This window comes from Streptomyces sp. JH34 (genome assembly GCF_029428875.1).
Taxonomy (GTDB): domain Bacteria; phylum Actinomycetota; class Actinomycetes; order Streptomycetales; family Streptomycetaceae; genus Streptomyces.
Map to the genome: position 1 here is coordinate 6,292,838 of NZ_JAJSOO010000001.1, position 16,267 is coordinate 6,309,104.

The following is a 16,267-nucleotide window of genomic DNA, read 5'->3' on the forward strand; positions in this document are numbered from 1 at the left end:
AAGGACCATCATGGCGAACAAAACCTTCGAAGAGCTCTTCGCCGAGCTCCAGCTCAAGGCCGCCGACGGCGACCCCTCCACCTCCCGCACCGCCGAGCTGGTGGGCAAGGGCGTGCATGCCATCGGCAAGAAGGTCGTCGAGGAGGCCGCCGAGGTCTGGATGGCCGCCGAACACGAGGGCAAGGAAGCCGCGGCCGAGGAGATCTCCCAGCTGCTCTACCACGTCCAGGTGATGATGGTCGCCCGCGGGATCTCCCTCGACGACGTCTACGCCCACCTCTGAGCACATCCCCGCCCGTCCCGGAACTCCCTCCGTACAAAGGAAACCTGACCTCATGCTGCGCATCGCCGTCCCCAACAAGGGTGCAATCTCCGGGCCTGCGATGGCGATGCTCCATGAGGCGGGCTACCGGCAGCGCAAGGAGTCGAAGGAACTGGTCCTCGTCGACCCGGCGAACGAGGTCGAGTTCTTCTACCTGCGGCCCCGCGACATCGCGATCTACGTCAGCTCGGGGCGGCTGGACATCGGCATCACCGGCCGTGACCTGCTGCTGGACTCCGGCGCCGAGGCCGAGGAGATCCTCCAGCTCGGCTTCGCGCGGTCCACGTTCCGCTACGCCACGAAGCCCGGCACGGCCACCGGCCCCAAGGACTTCACCGGCATGACGATCGCCACGTCCTACGAGGGCATCGTGGCCAGGCACCTCGCCGACGAGGGCGTCGACGCCTCTGTCGTGCACCTCGACGGAGCCGTCGAGACGGCCATCGAACTCGGCGTCGCGCAGGTCATCGCGGACGTCGTCGAGACCGGTACCAGCATGCGCAACGCGGGCCTGGAGATCATCGGCGAGCCGATCATGAAGTCGGAAGCCGTGGTGATCCGCCGCAAGGGCGCCCCCGGCGACGACCCGAAGGTGCAGCAGTTCCTGCGCCGTCTGCAGGGCGTCCTGGTGGCCCGCAGCTACGTGATGATGGACTACGACTGCCGGGTCGAGCACCTGGAGCGCGCCGTCGCCCTCACCCCCGGGCTGGAGTCGCCGACCATCTCCCCGCTGCACCACGAGGGCTGGGTGGCCGTCCGCTCCATGGTCGCCTCGAAGGAGGCCCAGCGGATCATGGACGACCTGTACGAGCTGGGTGCGCGCGCCATCCTCACGACGGCCATCCACGCCTGCCGCCTCTGACGGCCATCCACGCCGGCCGCCTCCGGCGGCCGGACCCCGAGCACAGCTAAGGACGACAGCGCCGCCATGTCCGCTCCCGCACCCCGGGCCACCGAACCGCCCGCCCTCCCGGCCACCTTCAGGCCCACGCTCACCCGGGTGGTCCTGCTGGCCGTGGGGGCGGCGATGTTCGTCGTCATCACCGCGGTCGCGATGGTCCTGGAGAACCTCGGTCCGGGGGAGCGGGCCAGCTTCGTCTTCGTCGCCCTGCTCTTCTTCGGTGTGCTCGCCCTGCTCAGCAGGCCCCGCGTCGTGGCCGACGAGGCAGGAGTGACGGTCGTCAACATCACCCGCACCCGTCGGCTTGCCTGGGCGGAGATCCTCCGCGTCAACCTGCGTGCCGGCGATCCGTGGGTCTTCCTCGACCTGAGCGACGGCACCAGCATGCCCGCACTCGGCATCCAGCCCGGAATCGCCCGGGAACGGGCCGTCACCGACGCCCGGGCGCTGCGCGCGCTCGTCGAGATCCACGGCAGCGGAGTGAACAACGCCACGGAGAACGGCTGAGCCCCCTGCCCCGTTCGGCCCGATCCCGATTATTCTGGGACCGGCGGCGCACCGGGTGCGCCCCGCCCCGCACCAGAAGGCCTCCCGAGGCCCGCGGGGCACATTCCTGCGACCCAAGGAGTGACTCCCTCCAGCAATGGACGGATCGTCCGGTAGTACCTGCGCCGCCCTCTCCCCGGAGGCGGCGGCATGACCACCCCCCTGTTGCTGCTTCTCGCGGCATTCCTTCTCATCCTCGCCAACGGGTTCTTCGTGGCAGCCGAATTCGGGCTCGTCACGGTGGAACGGCCGGACGCCGAACGCGCCGCCGCCGAGGGCGACCGCCGGGCCCGTACCGTCGTCGCCGCCCTGCGTGAACTCTCCTTCCAGCTCTCCGGCACCCAGCTCGGCATCACGATCACCTCGCTGGTCGTGGGCATGCTCGCCGAACCGGCGCTCGCCCAGCTGCTCGCCGGACCGCTCACCGCCACCGGACTGCCCCGAGGGGCCGTTCCCGGAGTGAGCGTCGTGATCGGCATGCTGTTCGCCTCCGCCGTCCAGATGGTGATCGGCGAACTCGTCCCGAAGAACTGGGCGGTCTCCAGGCCGCTGCAGGTCGCCCGGTTCGTCGCCGGGCCCCAGCACCGCTTCTCGACGCTCCTGCGACCGGTGATCACCGCCCTGAACACCGTGGCCAACCGCCTCGTCCGGCTGCTGGGCGTCGAACCCACCGAGGAACTCGCCTCGGCGAGGACCCCGGGCGAGCTCGTCTCCCTGGCCCGGCACTCCGCCGAGGCCGGCACCCTGGAGCAGGACACCGCCGATCTCTTCGTGCGGACCCTGTCCCTCGCGGGTCTCACCGCGCAGCACGTCATGACCCCGCGGGTGAAGGTCAGCGCACTGCAGGCCTCGGCGACCTCGGCGGACGTCCTCAACCTCACGCGGGCCACCGGACTGTCCCGCTTCCCGGTCTACCGGGACCGCATCGACGAGGTCGTCGGCATGGTCCACCTCAAGAACGCCCTGGCCGTGCCCTCCCAGGACCGGCTGCGCACCCCGGTGAGCCGGATCGCCGTGGCGCCGCTCCTGGTGCCGGAGACCCTGCCCGTCGAGCAGCTGCTCCAGCGGCTGCGCAGCGAGCAGCCGATCGCCGTCGTGGTCGACGAGTACGGCGGCACCGCCGGAGTCGTCACCCTGGAGGACATCGTCGAGGAACTCGTCGGCGAGGTCAGGGACGAGCACGACGCCGAGGGCGCCGACCGGCCCGAGCTGACGCCCGTCGTCGCCGACGACGGCCGTGCGGGCTGGGACGTCGAGGGCAGCACCCGGGTGCTGACCCTGCGGAGGATAGGCCTCGCCGTACCCGAGGGGCCGTACGAGACCGTGGCGGGCCTGGTCGCCGATCTCCTGGGGCGCATCCCCGCACCCGGCGACCGGGCGGAGCTCCCCGGCTGGCGGATCGCGGTCCGCCAGGTCGGCCACTACCGCGCCGAGCAGGTCCGTTTCGTCCGTCTGACGGACATACCGGTACCTCCTGCCGGACGGCCGGACGTGCCGGAAGGCCCCGAGCGGCTCACCCAGGACCTCATGGAGGCCGTGCGATGAGCCTCGTGCAGCTGATCTTCGCCGGTCTCCTCGTGCTGGCGAACGGCTTCTTCGTCGGCGCCGAGTTCGCGCTCGTCTCCGTACGGCGCAGTCAGGTCGAACCCCTCGCGGCGGGCGGGTCGAGCCGGGCCAGGCAGGTGCTGTACGGCCTGGAGAACCTGCCGCAGATGATGGCCGCCGCGCAGTTCGGCATCACCGTCTGCTCCCTCACCCTCGGCGCCGTCGCCGAGCCGACCGTCGCCCACCTGCTGGAACCGGTCTTCCACGCGGCACATCTGCCCGAGGGACTCGTGCACCCGCTCGGCTTCGCGGTCGCCCTCGTCTCCGTGGTCTTCCTCCATCTCGTCATCGGTGAGATGGTCCCGAAGAACCTGGCGATGGCCGCGCCCGAGAAGACCGCGCTGTGGCTCAGCCCCGGTCTGGTCGGGTTCGCCCGGCTCTGCCGGCCCGTCACCTCCGCGCTCGGGGCCTGTGCCCGGATCGTGCTGAGGCTCTTCGGCGTCGAGCCGAAGGACGAGGTCGAGGCCGTCTTCACCAGTGAGCAGCTCAACCGGCTGGTCGAGGACGCGGGTCTGGCCGGCCTGCTGGAGCCGGAGGCGCGGGAACGCCTCGGGGACGCCCTGGAACTGGGCAGCAGGCCCGTGACCGACGTACTGCTCGACCGGGCGTCATTGGTGACGGTGGATCCCTCCGTCACCCCGCGCCGCATCGAGGAGCTGACCGTACGCACCGGCTACTCACGCTTTCCGGTCTGTGCGGAGGGCGGCGGGTTCATGGGTTACCTGCACGTCAAGGACGTCCTGGAACTGGAGGACGGCGAGCGTGCCGTACCGCAGCAGATCTGGCGCCCCATGGCCACGCTCCGGGCCGAACTCCCCCTGGACGACGCCCTGACGGTGATGCGCCGCGCCGCCACGCATCTCGCGCAGGTCGCCGACGCGTCCGGCAAGGTGCTCGGCCTGGTCGCGATGGAGGACGTCCTGGAGAAGCTCGTCGGCGAGGTCCGGGACCCCGCCCACCGCGTCTCGGTACCCCGTCGCACGCCGGAGGCGCCGAAGGCCATGGCTCCTCTGGCATGACCGGCCCGGGCTGATCCTCCGCCGCCGGGCGGTCCCTCAGGGGCCGTCCGGCGGCCTCGTCACAGCGTTCCGGGCTCCGGTGAACCCCGGTCCACGGGGCCCCGCCCCGACAGCACCTCGCCGTACGCCTGCATCAGATCCGGCAGCCGCAGCGTCGCCAGATCCTCCCGGGTCGGCGGGGCGGTGTATCCGGACAGCCGCAGATCACGGTAGGCGCAGCTCTTCTCGTACAGGGTGCGCAGGAATCGGCCGTTGCCCAGCTCGTCGATCCACCCCTGGTCGACCACGTGCCCGCTGATGCTGCGCAGCTCGTCGAGGGACTCCTCGTCCCACACGTCGTCGTTGTCGGCGGCCAGCACCCCGCCGATCGCGGTGAGTTCGAGGGGGCGGTAGCTCGGGAAGTCGACCCGCGTGGTGAAGCGCGAGGAGAGACCAGGGTTGGTGGACAGCAACCGGTCCATGCCCTCCGGATAGCCGGCGAGGATGACGACGAGATGGTCCCTGTTGTCCTCCGCCCGCTTGAGGAGGACCTGCAGTGCCTCGTCGCCGTACGCATCTCCCTTGCTGTAACCGGAGTTGGAGAGGCTGTACGCCTCGTCGACGAACAGCACCCCGCCGAGGGCCGAATCGATCAGCTCGTTGGCCTTCACCGCGGTCTGCCCGAGGAACTCGCCGACCAGGTCGGCGCGTTGGGCCTCCACCAGATGGTCGCCGCCGAGAAGGCCCAGCGCGTAGAACACCCGGCCCAGGATGCGGGCGACCGTGGTCTTGCCCGTCCCGGACGGGCCGGAGAAGACGAAGTGGCGCTTCGGGGGCTGCACCGGCAGGCCCTGCTCCGCGCGCAGGCGTGCCATGTTCAGCTGCGCGGAGAGAGCCTTGACCTGGCGCTTCACCGGTTCGAGCCCGACCATCCGCTCGAGTTCCGCCAGGGCCTTCGCGAGCATCGCGGGGTCACTCGGTCCCGCGGGGAAGACGGCGGTGCGCGGCGCGCCCCGCTTCGCCCGCGTCCCGTCGCCGCCGGGCCCGGACGAAGGCACCCCGGCACCGGGGAGGACCTTCGGGTCGCCGCCGAGCCAGGGCTCACGGCCGTCCACCAGGTCGGTGTCGAGCGCCGTGTCGCCGTCCGCCCGTGCCTCGACCCCGGTGCCGTCGGCGCCGAAGCCGGCCAGCGAGACGGCGGCGAGGTCGACCGCCTCGTCGTAACCGTCCCCCTCGGAGATCGCCGCGAGTCGTGCCGAGGTGTCCATGAAGGCCGGGTCCACACGGTGCACGGCCCGGTACAGCGGCAGGGCCGCGGCGCTGCGACCGGTGCCCTCGTGCGCCCGCGCCAGCCAGTAGCGCAGCTCCTTGCGCTGAGGCTGCTCACTGCGACATCGCATCAGGGCGGCCGAGAGGAGCGGCTCCGCCTGCCCGTACATCTCCAGGCGCACCCGGGCCATGCCGCCGAAGAGGCCCGCCTCGATGCCGAGCAGCGGATCGTCCACGAGCTGCTCCGTGGTGCGTACGAGCTGCTCCCAGTCCTTGACCAGGTAGGAGCGGCAGGCGTGCAGGAAACGCACCTGGGCATCGGTGTCGACGGGGGGCAGCCCCGCCAACGCCCGGTCCAGCTCCGCGACATGGCGGCCGTCCAGCCAGTGCGACGCGTGCGCGAGCAGCAGATCGCGCGGACTCTCCAGCACCGGCTGCACCCACCAGCCCAGCCAGTACCACGAGTTGAGTGTGCGACGGTGGCGGGCGCGCTGCTCGCCGAAGCGTTCGCGGTGGCGGAACATGCGCAACAGCGCCGTGGTCGTGTCGATCCGCAGCGCGTGCAGGCCCAGCCAGCCGTCCGCCATGCCCGGGTCGAGGCGTACCGCGGTTCTGAACTCCTCCTCGGCCTGCGGGTACGCGCCCATCGTGTAGGCGTCCACCCCGCGCAGCCAGGCAAGGTCGGCCGGGGCCTGTGTGCCCGGCGTGCCGATGTCCATCAGGTCCCCCACAAACCGAGCCCCCAGAATGTCCCGCCCGCACAGCATGCCCAGCGTGGCGGTCCTAATCACCGTGCCGGGGACGGGAATTGACCACATCCGAGACGCATCGTACCTGCACAGGGAGTGAGCGGTTAAGTACGTTACCGGCGCTCCGGAGGTGGTGACCGAGGGTGAGCGGAAGGCCCTGCCCGGGGTCGCGGGAGGGCAGAACGAAGCCCCCGGTCACGGGGGAACGACCGGGGGCTTCGTGTCTGCGGGGGCTCCGAAAAGCCGCACATCGAGAACGTAAGACCTGTACGGCCCCTCGGTCAAGCCGAGTTGAGGTCCGACCGGCGGTACTTCCTCTCGGCCGACAGGGTGATCCTCAGGCTTCACTGTCCGTGACGAAGTGACTCGCCCCCGCTGCCGTGTGAGGCCCTTCCAGCCACTCGTATCCCCTGAGTCCCCGCCGTATCACCACGTCCGCGAAGGGGAGCGAGGGATCAGCGGCGAAATGGCGCTGCTCCGCCACGGTCCAGCCGTCCCAGAAATCCGAGAGCCCGGGGCCGTCGCGCAGCCGGCCACGCTCCCAGGACGCCTCGCTGTCCCCCTCGATCCACAGCAGCCGCGCGAGGAACGGCCGCACCGCGGAGCGGCCCGCGCCCACCCCCTCGATCAGCAGCACGGGGGCCGGGTCCAACGTCCTCGGGGGCCCGAAGCGCCGGGTCGTCCAGTCGTACGGGAGATACCGCGCCGGCTGCCCCCGCGACAGGGGGTCCAGCACCTGCGCGCGGAGCCGCTCCGTCCAGGTGAAGAGTTCCTCGTGCGTGGCCAGGTCGTCCAGGCGCAGCACCGGCGCGTCACCGAGTGCCGTGGCCAGGCGGCCCGTGAACGTGCTCTTGCCGGACCCCGCGTGGCCGTCGACCGCGATCAGCCGCACCGGACCGCAGGAAGGAGGCAGGGAGCGCAGTCGGCGCGCGTGGTCCGCCAGGTCGTTCATGTCCTCCACCCTACGAGACCGTGCGGGGCCACTCCCGGCCCCGCCCAGGTCACGCCAGTGGAGCAGACCAATATTGCCGCCGCGGCGCGGGTCGAATCACTGGCCGGATGCGGTCCCGACCCGCGATAGTTGGCGCACCGATCGGCACCCGCAGCCCCATTCCGCTCAACGACCGGGGGTCTCGCCCATGACCAGACCGACTTCACGCAGGACCGTGCTCACCGCCGCGCTCGCGGCCGGGGCGGGCGCCGTCGCCTCCGCCGGCCCGGCCGGCGCCGTGCCTTCCCGCGCCTCCTCGGCCCCGGCGGCGGCCTCGCTCGTGGACAACCGTTTCTGGACCACCTGCACCGACTGGCGCGGCGGCTCCTCCGACGGGACCCGCGCCGTCGCCGGCCTCCGGCCCGGCCTGGTGATCTCCGCCCCCGCCGGAAGCACCGACTACGCCGATCCGCACACCGGTACGACCAGCACCTGGGAGTACGCGAGCTGGACCTCCCCGGCCCATCACCCGGCGGTCCCCGCCACCGAGGTGATCGCCTCCTGGAACGCGGCCACCCCGCAGGGCACCTGGATCCAGGTCGAGCTGCGCGGCGGCTACTCCGACGGCACGGACACCCCCTGGTACGTCATGGGCCGCTGGGCCTCGGCCGACACGGACATCCGGCGGACCTCCGTCGACGACCAGACGGACGGCAGGAGCACCGTCTGGACCGACACCTTCTCGCTCGACGACGCGGCGAGCGGCCTGCGGCTGGTGTCGTACCGGCTGAGGCTCACCCTGTACCGGACACCCGGCACCCGCCTCACGCCCACCGTGTACCGCGTGGGTGCCATGGCCTCGGACGTCCCGGACCGCTTCACCGTCCCGGCCACCACGCCCGGTGCCGCCCGGGAGCTGGCGGTGCCCCGCTACTCCCAGAACGTCCACGTGGGGGAGTACCCGGAGTACGACAACGGGGGCGAGGCCTGGTGCAGCCCCACCTCCTCGCAGATGATCATCGAGCACTGGGGCCGCAAGCCCACGCCCGAGGACCTGGCCTGGGTCAAGCCGGGTCTCGCCGACCCGCAGATCTGTCACGCGGCCCGCTACACGTTCGACTACCAGTACGACGGCTGCGGCAACTGGCCCTTCAACGCCGCCTACGCGGCGACGTACAAGGACATGAACGCGGTGGTCACCCGGCTCGGATCGCTCGACGACCTGGGGAAGCTGATCGCCGCGGGCATCCCGGTCATAACGTCGCAGTCGTTCCTCAAGGGCGAGCTGACGGGGGCGGGTTACGGAACATCCGGCCACCTGATGACGGTCATCGGCTTCACGGCCGACGGCGACGTGATCGCCAACGACCCCGCCTCACCGTCCAACGACGCGGTGCGCCGGGTCTACCGGCGGCGCGAGTGGGAGAACATCTGGCTGAGGACCAAGCGGTACGACGCGAACGGCGTGGTCAGGAGCGGTACGGGCGGAGTCTGCTACGTCTACTGGCCCTCCGGTCCGAGTGCGGCTCAGCGCCGTGTCCTGAGGTCGCTGGGGCTGGCCTGACCGGGCGGGTGCCGAAGGCCGCCTCGACGACCTGACGGCAGGGCGGTGCGCACCCCTCGCCGTCACCAGGGCCGGCGCACGTCTTCACCCCGGGTGCGTGGCCGGGGCGAGGACGTGCGCGGCGGGCGTCGTCCTCGGCGAGGACCGCTGAGGTCCCACAGCCTTGAGGACCGCACGACGTGGACAGCCGTGACCCTCCGGCAGACGGCCCGGCGCGGCCCGGGACCGGGTGGGAATGCGGGGCCCGGCGCGGGGAACCGGTGGGACGCCAGGCAGACTCGGTCTGTCGTAGTTCCATCACCAGAGGATGATCCACGCATGATTACGCTCAGCAAGGAAGACGGGCCGGCGGACCTGGACGGCGTCACCCACCTGTCCATAGGTGTGTCCTGGGACCCCACGGCCGGGAGCAGCGGCGGGGTCATGGGCATGCTCCGTCGCAAGACCGGCACCGACCTCGACCTGATCGCCATCGCCATGCAGGGCGCGGACCCGGTGCGTCTGGCGGGCCTCGACTCGCTGGACCCCATGGGCAACGGCTCCCTGGTGCACAGCGGTGACAACCAGACCGGGCGCGGTGACGGTGACGACGAGACGGTCACCGTGGAGTTCTCACGCGTCCCCGCCAACATCACGTCGATCGTGTTCGTCGCCGCCGCCTTCAAGAAGGGCAGCTCCTTCCAGAAGGCCCGCAACATCAGCTTCAAGGTCTACGACGCCTCCGGCGGCACCACCCAGCAGGTGGCCGACATCTGGCCCAGCCTGCTGACGCAGGACAACGGCTGCGCGGTGGCGAAGGCCGTGCGGGTCGGCGGCTCGTGGAAGCTCGAAGTGATCAACACGACCGGGAAGATCAAGCCGGGTGACGAGCACGCCCTGATGCGCTTCGCGATCAGCAAGTAGTCCCGCGGCCGGGGACTCCCCGGCCGCACGCGGCCTCGGGCGCCGGTTCGAGCTCCTACCGCTCGACGGCGCCCGTCGCGCCGGGTGCCTGCCCCCCGGCGCCGGCGCCCGGGCACCGGAGCGTCGAGCCGCCGGCGGGCATCCGCGCATCGACATCGGTGCCTGCCTGCCGCCCCAGCCGCGGAGATCCTCCGCGGGTACACCCGCGCGTTCCCCGGACCGCACCTGTGTCACCGGCCCCGGCCCCTTCCCGGCGAGCCCTCGGCGCGGTGTCCCGCGGATCGCGTTCCGCACCCCTGAGACAGGCACCTGCAGCCGGGACCCTCCCGAACCGGTGCGCGCGGTGAACGCACGGCGCGTGCGCCGGAGCGCACCTCCCGTCAGCCGCAGTGATTCTCCTCGGTTCCGCGAAATGGCCGGTTCCGGATCGGTGGGTGCCGTTGCGGGGCTGTACGCCATCGCGCTGTCCATGGCCCCCGGACCCGGCACGGGTACCCGGCTGTTCCGTGCCGTTTCAGCCGCCACGCGTACCCGAAAGGGCGGCGGGTCATACGGGGCACCCATTCCGGCCATGAACGCGCCGGAAGTGCCACCCGGGAGAAGTAGTTGAATCCCCGCCCGTGACTCGTGTGAATTGCGGGTGCATTATTCCCCGCACCGGCAGGTTATCAGCATCGATATTCGGCCCCTGACTCTGCGCCCCACCTTTAGCCAGGACTCGGCTCCAGCAGGTGTTCACGGGCTGATCCCAGGCCGTACGGTAGCGATCATGGACATTTCCTTCCGGCGGCTTTCCGCCTCCGAGACCACGCCCCTGATCCACTTTCTGACCAGCGACGACTGGCCGTTTCACGCTGTGCGTGAGGTGGACCCGGAGACCGCCGGCCGGTGGATCACCGAGGGTCGCTTCGAGGGTGAGGGGAACAGGAGTTTCTGGGTGGTCGACGGCGGGGTGGCCGTCGGTCTGGTCCGCCTCATGGATCTCGGTGACACCACACCGCTGTTCGACCTGCGCCTCCGGGCCGCCGACCGCGGCCGGGGGATCGGATCCGCGGTAGTTGCCTGGCTGACCAGGTATCTCTTCGAGGAATTCCCCGACGTGCGCCGCATCGAGGGCACGACCCGTCAGGACAACCGCCCGATGCGGCGCGTCTTCCTGCGCTGCGGCTACGCCAAGGAGGCGCACTACCGGGACGCGTGGCCGTCGCCGGACGGCGAGGTCCACGACGCGGTCGGATACGCGGTTCTGCGCCGGGACTGGCTGTCCGGAGAAGTGACCGCTCCGCAGTGGAATGACGAGCTCCTCGAATAGAACTTGTTTTCCCGCTACAGAATGGCGAACGAATTCCCCTCCGCGCGGTGCCGGAGAATTGCCTCTTGTTCGCCCGGTAAAAGGCGTCGTACTCTCGCTGGGAACTGCCGGCGACGTCGCTCTGGAGGCGAACATGGCTGACAACACTGCACGGAATACCGCGGAGCAGGAATTCCCCGAGGTGGAGGTCGAGGTTTCACCCGTGGCCGAGAGGGCGCGGGCGACCTTCGCCAAGACGCACAACCGTGCGGGTGTCCCGGACTTCACCCAGATGTTCGGTGACTCGGTGAAGTGAGGCCCGAGGTTCCGCGTGCACCGGACCGCCAGGTTCCGGTGCACGCGGAACCCATTCCCGCGGCCTTTTCGTGATTCGTTCCGTTCGGCGGCGACCAAGGGCTGTCCCGTCGTCCCCGGCGGGCGCACGACGACAGCTACGGCACCTCGCCGCGTTGTCGGAACGCCCGGATACACAGCCCTTCAGGAGACATGGGGATCATGACGGCACCCGCCTCGGAACTCGGCCGGGCATTGACGGCCGCGTTCGGCCCTGACTTCGTGGTGAAACACCTCAGCACCGACGTGGTGCTCCGGCAACTCGATCCGGTACTGCTCCAGAAGCACTTCTCCTGGAGGGATCTGAACGAGATCCTCTCCCGGGGCCGTGTCGAGCCGGCGGAGCTGAAGCTGTGCACCGGAGGCAGATCGCTGCCGGAGCACGAGTACACGGTGACGCGAGCGGGCCACCGCGTGGTGGACCTGGGCCGCACGTTCTCGCTCATGCGGTCCGGCGCCAGCCTCGTCATCGACTCGCTGGACCGGATCCACCCCGCCGTACGCGCCGCCACCGACGACGTCATGCGCATGGTCGGGGAGACCGCGTCCTGCAATCTCTTCGTCACCTTCGACGACTCGCAGGCCTTCGCCAGCCACTTCGACGAGGTGGACACCTTCGTCCTCCAGGTGCTCGGCACCAAGAGCTGGCAGGTGCACGGGCCTACGGAGGAGTACCCCCTGCCGGAGTACGGCGACAGCGACCCCGCCCGCTGCCCCGAGGCCGTGCTCTTCGAGAAGACGCTGGAACCGGGCGACGTGATCCACGTGCCCCGCGGCTGGTGGCACACCGTGCGCGGGGGCGGGGAATCCAGCCTCCACCTGACCTTCGCCTTCACCCGGCGCACCGGATACGACTGGCTCCGCTGGGTGGCGTACCGGGCGCTGGGCAGTACCGACGTACGGGAGAGCCTGGCCCGCGCGGGGACGCCCCAGGAGCAGCGCGCCCAGGCCGAGCGGCTCGTCACGGCGTTCGTGACGGAGGCGAAGGGCGTGACGCTGCGGGACTTCTTCGACGCCGAGCGCCGCGGGAGCGGGGGCCGGGACACCGCCAGCCTGCCCTGGGACGTGCTGAAGACGCGTCCGGCGGCCGGGACGTCCGTCGAACTGGCCACCGTGCACCCGCCCTTGGTCGAAATCAGAGGGGATCGGCTGGTTCTCACCGCCGCCGACCAGGAGTTCGTCCTGCCGGCGGAGCACCGGGCGGCGTGCGAGGTGCTCGTCCGGGCGCGGCGCGTCGGTATGGCTGAACTCGCCGAACAGGCGGATGCCTCTCCGGGAGCCGTGTCGGCCCTGGTCTCCGCGTTGCTGCGGGCCCGGCTGGTCACTGTCGCCGACGGCGGTGCCGAACCGGCCGAAGGGTGGCGGGCCTCATGAGACACCCCTCCATCCGGCCCGGAGCGGGCGCTCTGGGGCTGCCCGCGGCCGACCTCGACCCCGTCGTGTCCGGTTGCCTGGCGGCCGATGCCGTGATCATGGGCCTGCCGTTCGACGCCGGGGTGACAGGGGTGCCGGGCCAACGCCACGGCCCCGAGATCTTCCGCAAGCTGAGCCCGGGGCACGACTGGAGCATCGACGACGACGGGGCGCTGGGCGGGCTGATCGACCCGCTGACCGGGGGGCCGGTGCTCGCCGGCCGCCGGGTCTTCGACCTCGGCGACCTCGGGGCCGTACCGATCGACCCCCGGGTGGACCGGGCCGCGTACTACCGGGCACTGACGAGGCTCGCGGAACGGATCACCGGGACGCGGGCCGTCCCCCTCTTCGTCGGCGGGGACCACAGCCTCTCCGCCCCCGTCGTGACGGGACTCGCGGCCGTGCACGGACCGGTGCGCGTCGTCTGCTTCGACGCCCACTGCGACTTCAGCGGCCGGCCGATGCCCGGTGTCACCGACATCACGCACGGCGACTTCCTGGGGCACCTGTTCCAGACCGGAGCGGTCACCGCCTGCGAACTCTACGGCGTACGCACCCTGCTGCCGGGCTCCTGCGGCCCGCTTCCGGCGAACCTGCGCTGTGCGTACGAGTACGGCTTCCCGGAGCCGGCGGACACCGCGGACGACGAGCCGACCCATCTGTCGATCGACCTCGACGTGATCGACCCCATGGAGTTCCCGGCGACCGGACACCCCGAAGCGGGGGGCTACCGGCTGCGGGAACTGCTCGCCGCCGTCGAGCACGTGTGCCGTACGCGCCGCGTGGTCTCCGTCGACATCGTGGAGGCCCTCCAGGACGACCGCGAGAACCGGGCGACGAGCGCCACGGTCTCCGCGCTCGTCATGAGCTGCCTCCGGGCACTGCTGGACGACGACCACCGAGGAGGGACACGGGGCAGATGAGTACGGACACGGCAGAACAGCACGGGGCCCACCGCCTGCACGACTGGCAGATCGAGCTCATCGAGCGGACGGACCGGCCGGGCACCCGGACGCACGGGGACCGCACCACCGGTGTCAACGCCGGCGAGACCGATGTGACGATTCGTCAGGAAGGCGGTTGGACCTGGCTCTACAAGGTCTGGGAGAGCGACCGCCGGGCGGGCCGCTTCCATCTCTACGCCCCGGCCACCGGACGGGTCCACCGGATCACCCCCCGCCAGGCGGCACTGCTGCGGGCGGTCCACTGGGACCGGCCGGTCCCGGACGAGGTACGGAGCGGCCCCCCTGCCTCGTCCGTCGACCCGTGGGACGACCGCGAGATCGAGGAACTGGCCGCACTGATCATGCCGTTCGACGGAGACGGCTGGCAGTTCCCCGATCTGCCGCCGGACGCGCGCCTGGAACAGCCGCGGGTGCGGGTGCTCATGCTGAACCCCACGGAGCAGTGCAACATCCGCTGCACGTACTGCTATTACGGCGGCGCCTATCCGGGTACCCGGCCCCACCAGACGGCATCGCCCGCCGCGGACATGGTGAAGGCGGCGATCGACCTGTTCGTCACCGGGGAGGAACGGCTGGAGCCCGCCCAGCGAGCGGTCTACTTCTTCGGCGGTGAACCGCTGCTGGCGTTCGACCAGCTGAAGCAGGCCGTACTCAGCCTGGAGGAACGCAAGCGCGAGGTCGGCTCGAACCCGGAGAACCTGATCGTCCAGGTCAACTCCAACGGCATGCTGCTGACCCCCGAGATCGTCGAATTCCTGGTCGAGCACGACATCTACCTCAACATCTCCATCGACGGCCCCAACCACGACCGCTACCGGATCGACCGGCGCGGAAAGGGGACCCACGACCGGGTGCGCGAACGTACCGACTGGCTCGCGGAGTACCGGCCCGAGTACTTCGCCTCCCGCGTCGCCGTCATCTGCGTCCTCTCGGCACCGCTCGACGAGGCGTCCCTGTACCGGTACTTCAGTGAGTGGCCGACCGCACTGCGCGCCCTGGCCTGGGACTTCGACCTGCTGCTGCCGGGAGGCGAGGAGTCCTACCCGGACCTACGGCAGATGTTCGCCGAGCAGCGCCGGGTCTGGGACCTCTTCGTGGCGGCGCACCGGCTGCCCTACGACGCGCGTGAGCGGTCGGGCCGGTACCGCTTCGCCTTCAGCCACGGCTTCCTCCACCGTTCCTTCCACCGGGCCCTGAACCAGCCGACGAGGGAGGGCGGCCCACGGCTCGGGCACCTCCTGGGCGTCCAGCTCGTCCCGGGGAACGAGTACCTCGTGCTCGGCTCGGACGGCACGCTCTACTCGTCGTACGAGTACCAGTCCCCGGACTTCGCCGTCGGTCACACGGACCGGGGTGTCGCCCCGCTGGCCGGGGTCGAGCAGCTCGGCATGTTCCGGGACGCCGTGCAGGCGGGCTCCTGCCGGACCTGCTGGGCGGCGCCGATGTGCACCGTGACCGTTCCGGAGGCGCCCTTCCGGGCGTCGGACCCGGCCGGGACGGTACGGGAGAAGGTGACGGCGAAGCGGGCGCGCTGCATGTCGGAGCGGGAGAACCTCGAACAGGGCCTGCGCGCACGGGCCGACATCGAGGACGCCTACGGGGCCCAGGCCCTGCGGGGGCACCGCGAGGACTGGGCACGTCAGGCGCAAGGAGGCAGTCGCGTTGACCACTTCAACGCCTGACGGCTCCGGCACCGCCGCCGGGATGTGCGGAGACCGGCCCGCCGTCCTGCGCGGAGCGGGCCGTGGCTGGCCGGTGTACGCGGCACTGGGAGAGGCACGGCTGCGGGAGCTCGAGGACCGCCCCGTGGTCGCGGAGGACGCGGGGCGCCGCCCGGTGACCGTGGGTCTGCGGGAGATCCTCGACGAGTTGCGGGCCGAGCACCCACGGGGCCTCTACCTGCGCGACCAGCTGGTCTCCGAGTTCGAGCCCACGCTGTGGGACCTGGTCCCGCGGGAGGTCCGCAGGCTGAACTGGCTGCTGGCCCTGCCCGGGGACGTACGCCCCGACTGGGTGTGGCTGATGATCGGTGGTGCCGGCACCGGCTCCCCGCTGCACGTCGACACGATGGCGAGCTCCGCCTGGAACCTGCTCGGCTCGGGGCGCAAGAGGTGGACCTTCCACCCTCCCGGCCGGGCGGAGGAGATGCGCCTGCTGCCGCCCGGCTGCGGAGGCCCGCCCGGCGAAGACGGCGCGGACGCCCTCACCCTGCTCCAGGAGCCGGGAGACATCGTCGTGACACCCAGCGGCTGGGCCCACGAGGTGCACAACCTCACGGGCACCGTCTCCGTCACCGCCAACTTCGTCAACCGGTCCAACATCGGCTTCGCGCAACGCTACTTCGAGATCCTGGGGGACAAGGCGAACCACGACCTGCTCACCGCTGTGGGCGTGACGTTCGACAGGCTCGATGCCGTGACCGGCGGGAGCGGCGCCCGGTGAGCGGCGCCGGCACG

General features: G+C 71.0%; 15 protein-coding genes. 13 read left to right on the forward strand and 2 right to left on the reverse strand.

What is annotated here, in order from left to right; translation table 11 throughout:
• The first annotated feature begins 10 nt into the window (after positions 1 to 10).
• The 5 genes from LWJ43_RS28350 (at position 11) to LWJ43_RS28370 (ending at position 4,393) form a co-directional block, all read left to right on the forward strand.
• Positions 11 to 283: a phosphoribosyl-ATP diphosphatase gene (locus LWJ43_RS28350; RefSeq protein WP_277335015.1), complete on the forward strand. Its 273-nt coding sequence runs from the start codon at positions 11 to 13 to the stop codon at positions 281 to 283.
• 52 nt (positions 284 to 335) lie between these two features.
• Positions 336 to 1,184, forward strand: coding sequence for an ATP phosphoribosyltransferase (hisG, locus tag LWJ43_RS28355; protein ID WP_277335016.1), 849 nt, complete (start codon positions 336 to 338; stop codon positions 1,182 to 1,184).
• Between the two features lie 66 nt (positions 1,185 to 1,250).
• Complete coding sequence (locus LWJ43_RS28360; protein WP_277335017.1) at positions 1,251 to 1,730, forward strand: PH domain-containing protein; 480 nt, start codon at positions 1,251 to 1,253, stop codon at positions 1,728 to 1,730.
• A 189-nt stretch (positions 1,731 to 1,919) separates the two neighbouring features.
• Positions 1,920 to 3,314, forward strand: a complete 1,395-nt coding sequence (locus LWJ43_RS28365; protein WP_277335018.1) for a hemolysin family protein — start codon at positions 1,920 to 1,922, stop codon at positions 3,312 to 3,314.
• Positions 3,311 to 4,393, forward strand: a complete 1,083-nt coding sequence (locus LWJ43_RS28370) for a hemolysin family protein (RefSeq protein WP_277335019.1) — start codon at positions 3,311 to 3,313, stop codon at positions 4,391 to 4,393. The genes LWJ43_RS28365 and LWJ43_RS28370 overlap by 4 nt, the downstream gene beginning before the upstream one ends.
• A 59-nt stretch (positions 4,394 to 4,452) precedes the next feature.
• On the opposite strand, the gene LWJ43_RS28375 is transcribed toward LWJ43_RS28370, so the two are convergent.
• The gene (locus LWJ43_RS28375) at positions 4,453 to 6,360 is read right to left on the reverse strand and encodes an AAA family ATPase (protein WP_277335020.1); all 1,908 of its coding nucleotides are present in this window, start codon (positions 6,358 to 6,360) and stop codon (positions 4,453 to 4,455) included.
• Positions 6,361 to 6,727: 367 nt separating this feature from the next.
• On the reverse strand, positions 6,728 to 7,342 hold the full coding sequence (locus LWJ43_RS28380; protein WP_277335021.1) for a uridine kinase family protein: 615 nt from the start codon (positions 7,340 to 7,342) through the stop codon (positions 6,728 to 6,730).
• Between the two features lie 187 nt (positions 7,343 to 7,529).
• Between LWJ43_RS28380 and LWJ43_RS28385 the strand changes: the two genes are divergently transcribed.
• From LWJ43_RS28385 to LWJ43_RS28420, 8 genes are all read left to right on the forward strand, one after another.
• Positions 7,530 to 8,885 (forward strand): peptidase C39 family protein, encoded by a 1,356-nt coding sequence (locus LWJ43_RS28385; protein ID WP_277335022.1) that lies wholly within the window; start codon positions 7,530 to 7,532, stop codon positions 8,883 to 8,885.
• Between the two features lie 318 nt (positions 8,886 to 9,203).
• Positions 9,204 to 9,788: a TerD family protein gene (locus LWJ43_RS28390; protein ID WP_277335023.1), complete on the forward strand. Its 585-nt coding sequence runs from the start codon at positions 9,204 to 9,206 to the stop codon at positions 9,786 to 9,788.
• A gap of 769 nt (positions 9,789 to 10,557) precedes the next feature.
• The gene (locus LWJ43_RS28395; protein WP_277335024.1) at positions 10,558 to 11,100 is read left to right on the forward strand and encodes a GNAT family N-acetyltransferase; all 543 of its coding nucleotides are present in this window, start codon (positions 10,558 to 10,560) and stop codon (positions 11,098 to 11,100) included.
• Positions 11,101 to 11,233: 133 nt separating this feature from the next.
• Positions 11,234 to 11,395 carry a hypothetical protein gene (locus tag LWJ43_RS28400; RefSeq protein WP_277335025.1) on the forward strand — a complete coding sequence of 54 codons (162 nt, stop codon included), beginning with the start codon at positions 11,234 to 11,236 and terminating at the stop codon, positions 11,393 to 11,395.
• Positions 11,396 to 11,595: 200 nt separating this feature from the next.
• Complete coding sequence (locus LWJ43_RS28405) at positions 11,596 to 12,807, forward strand: JmjC domain-containing protein (RefSeq protein WP_277335026.1); 1,212 nt, start codon at positions 11,596 to 11,598, stop codon at positions 12,805 to 12,807.
• Entirely contained in the window at positions 12,804 to 13,769 is a 966-nt protein-coding gene (locus tag LWJ43_RS28410; protein WP_277335027.1) for an arginase family protein, read from the forward strand. Before LWJ43_RS28405 ends, LWJ43_RS28410 begins: the two co-directional genes overlap by 4 nt.
• A complete protein-coding gene (locus LWJ43_RS28415) occupies positions 13,766 to 15,493 on the forward strand; it encodes a radical SAM protein (RefSeq protein WP_277335028.1) in 1,728 nt (575 codons plus the stop codon). Before LWJ43_RS28410 ends, LWJ43_RS28415 begins: the two co-directional genes overlap by 4 nt.
• Positions 15,474 to 16,253, forward strand: a complete 780-nt coding sequence (locus LWJ43_RS28420) for a transcription factor jumonji (protein WP_277335029.1) — start codon at positions 15,474 to 15,476, stop codon at positions 16,251 to 16,253. Before LWJ43_RS28415 ends, LWJ43_RS28420 begins: the two co-directional genes overlap by 20 nt.
• Positions 16,254 to 16,267 lie beyond the last annotated feature (14 nt).

Excerpts from the sequence above, each read along its gene's own strand:
- LWJ43_RS28350 (WP_277335015.1), top strand. The coding sequence starts at position 11 with ATGGCGAACAAAACCTTCGAAGAGCTCTTCGCCGAGCTCCAGCTCAAG.
- hisG (WP_277335016.1), top strand. The coding sequence starts at position 336 with ATGCTGCGCATCGCCGTCCCCAACAAGGGTGCAATCTCCGGGCCTGCG.
- LWJ43_RS28360 (WP_277335017.1), top strand. The coding sequence starts at position 1,251 with ATGTCCGCTCCCGCACCCCGGGCCACCGAACCGCCCGCCCTCCCGGCC.
- LWJ43_RS28365 (WP_277335018.1), top strand. The coding sequence starts at position 1,920 with ATGACCACCCCCCTGTTGCTGCTTCTCGCGGCATTCCTTCTCATCCTC.
- LWJ43_RS28370 (WP_277335019.1), top strand. The coding sequence starts at position 3,311 with ATGAGCCTCGTGCAGCTGATCTTCGCCGGTCTCCTCGTGCTGGCGAAC.
- LWJ43_RS28375 (WP_277335020.1), bottom strand. The coding sequence starts at position 6,360 with ATGGACATCGGCACGCCGGGCACACAGGCCCCGGCCGACCTTGCCTGG.
- LWJ43_RS28380 (WP_277335021.1), bottom strand. The coding sequence starts at position 7,342 with ATGAACGACCTGGCGGACCACGCGCGCCGACTGCGCTCCCTGCCTCCT.
- LWJ43_RS28385 (WP_277335022.1), top strand. The coding sequence starts at position 7,530 with ATGACCAGACCGACTTCACGCAGGACCGTGCTCACCGCCGCGCTCGCG.
- LWJ43_RS28390 (WP_277335023.1), top strand. The coding sequence starts at position 9,204 with ATGATTACGCTCAGCAAGGAAGACGGGCCGGCGGACCTGGACGGCGTC.
- LWJ43_RS28395 (WP_277335024.1), top strand. The coding sequence starts at position 10,558 with ATGGACATTTCCTTCCGGCGGCTTTCCGCCTCCGAGACCACGCCCCTG.
- LWJ43_RS28400 (WP_277335025.1), top strand. The coding sequence starts at position 11,234 with ATGGCTGACAACACTGCACGGAATACCGCGGAGCAGGAATTCCCCGAG.
- LWJ43_RS28405 (WP_277335026.1), top strand. The coding sequence starts at position 11,596 with ATGACGGCACCCGCCTCGGAACTCGGCCGGGCATTGACGGCCGCGTTC.
- LWJ43_RS28410 (WP_277335027.1), top strand. The coding sequence starts at position 12,804 with ATGAGACACCCCTCCATCCGGCCCGGAGCGGGCGCTCTGGGGCTGCCC.
- LWJ43_RS28415 (WP_277335028.1), top strand. The coding sequence starts at position 13,766 with ATGAGTACGGACACGGCAGAACAGCACGGGGCCCACCGCCTGCACGAC.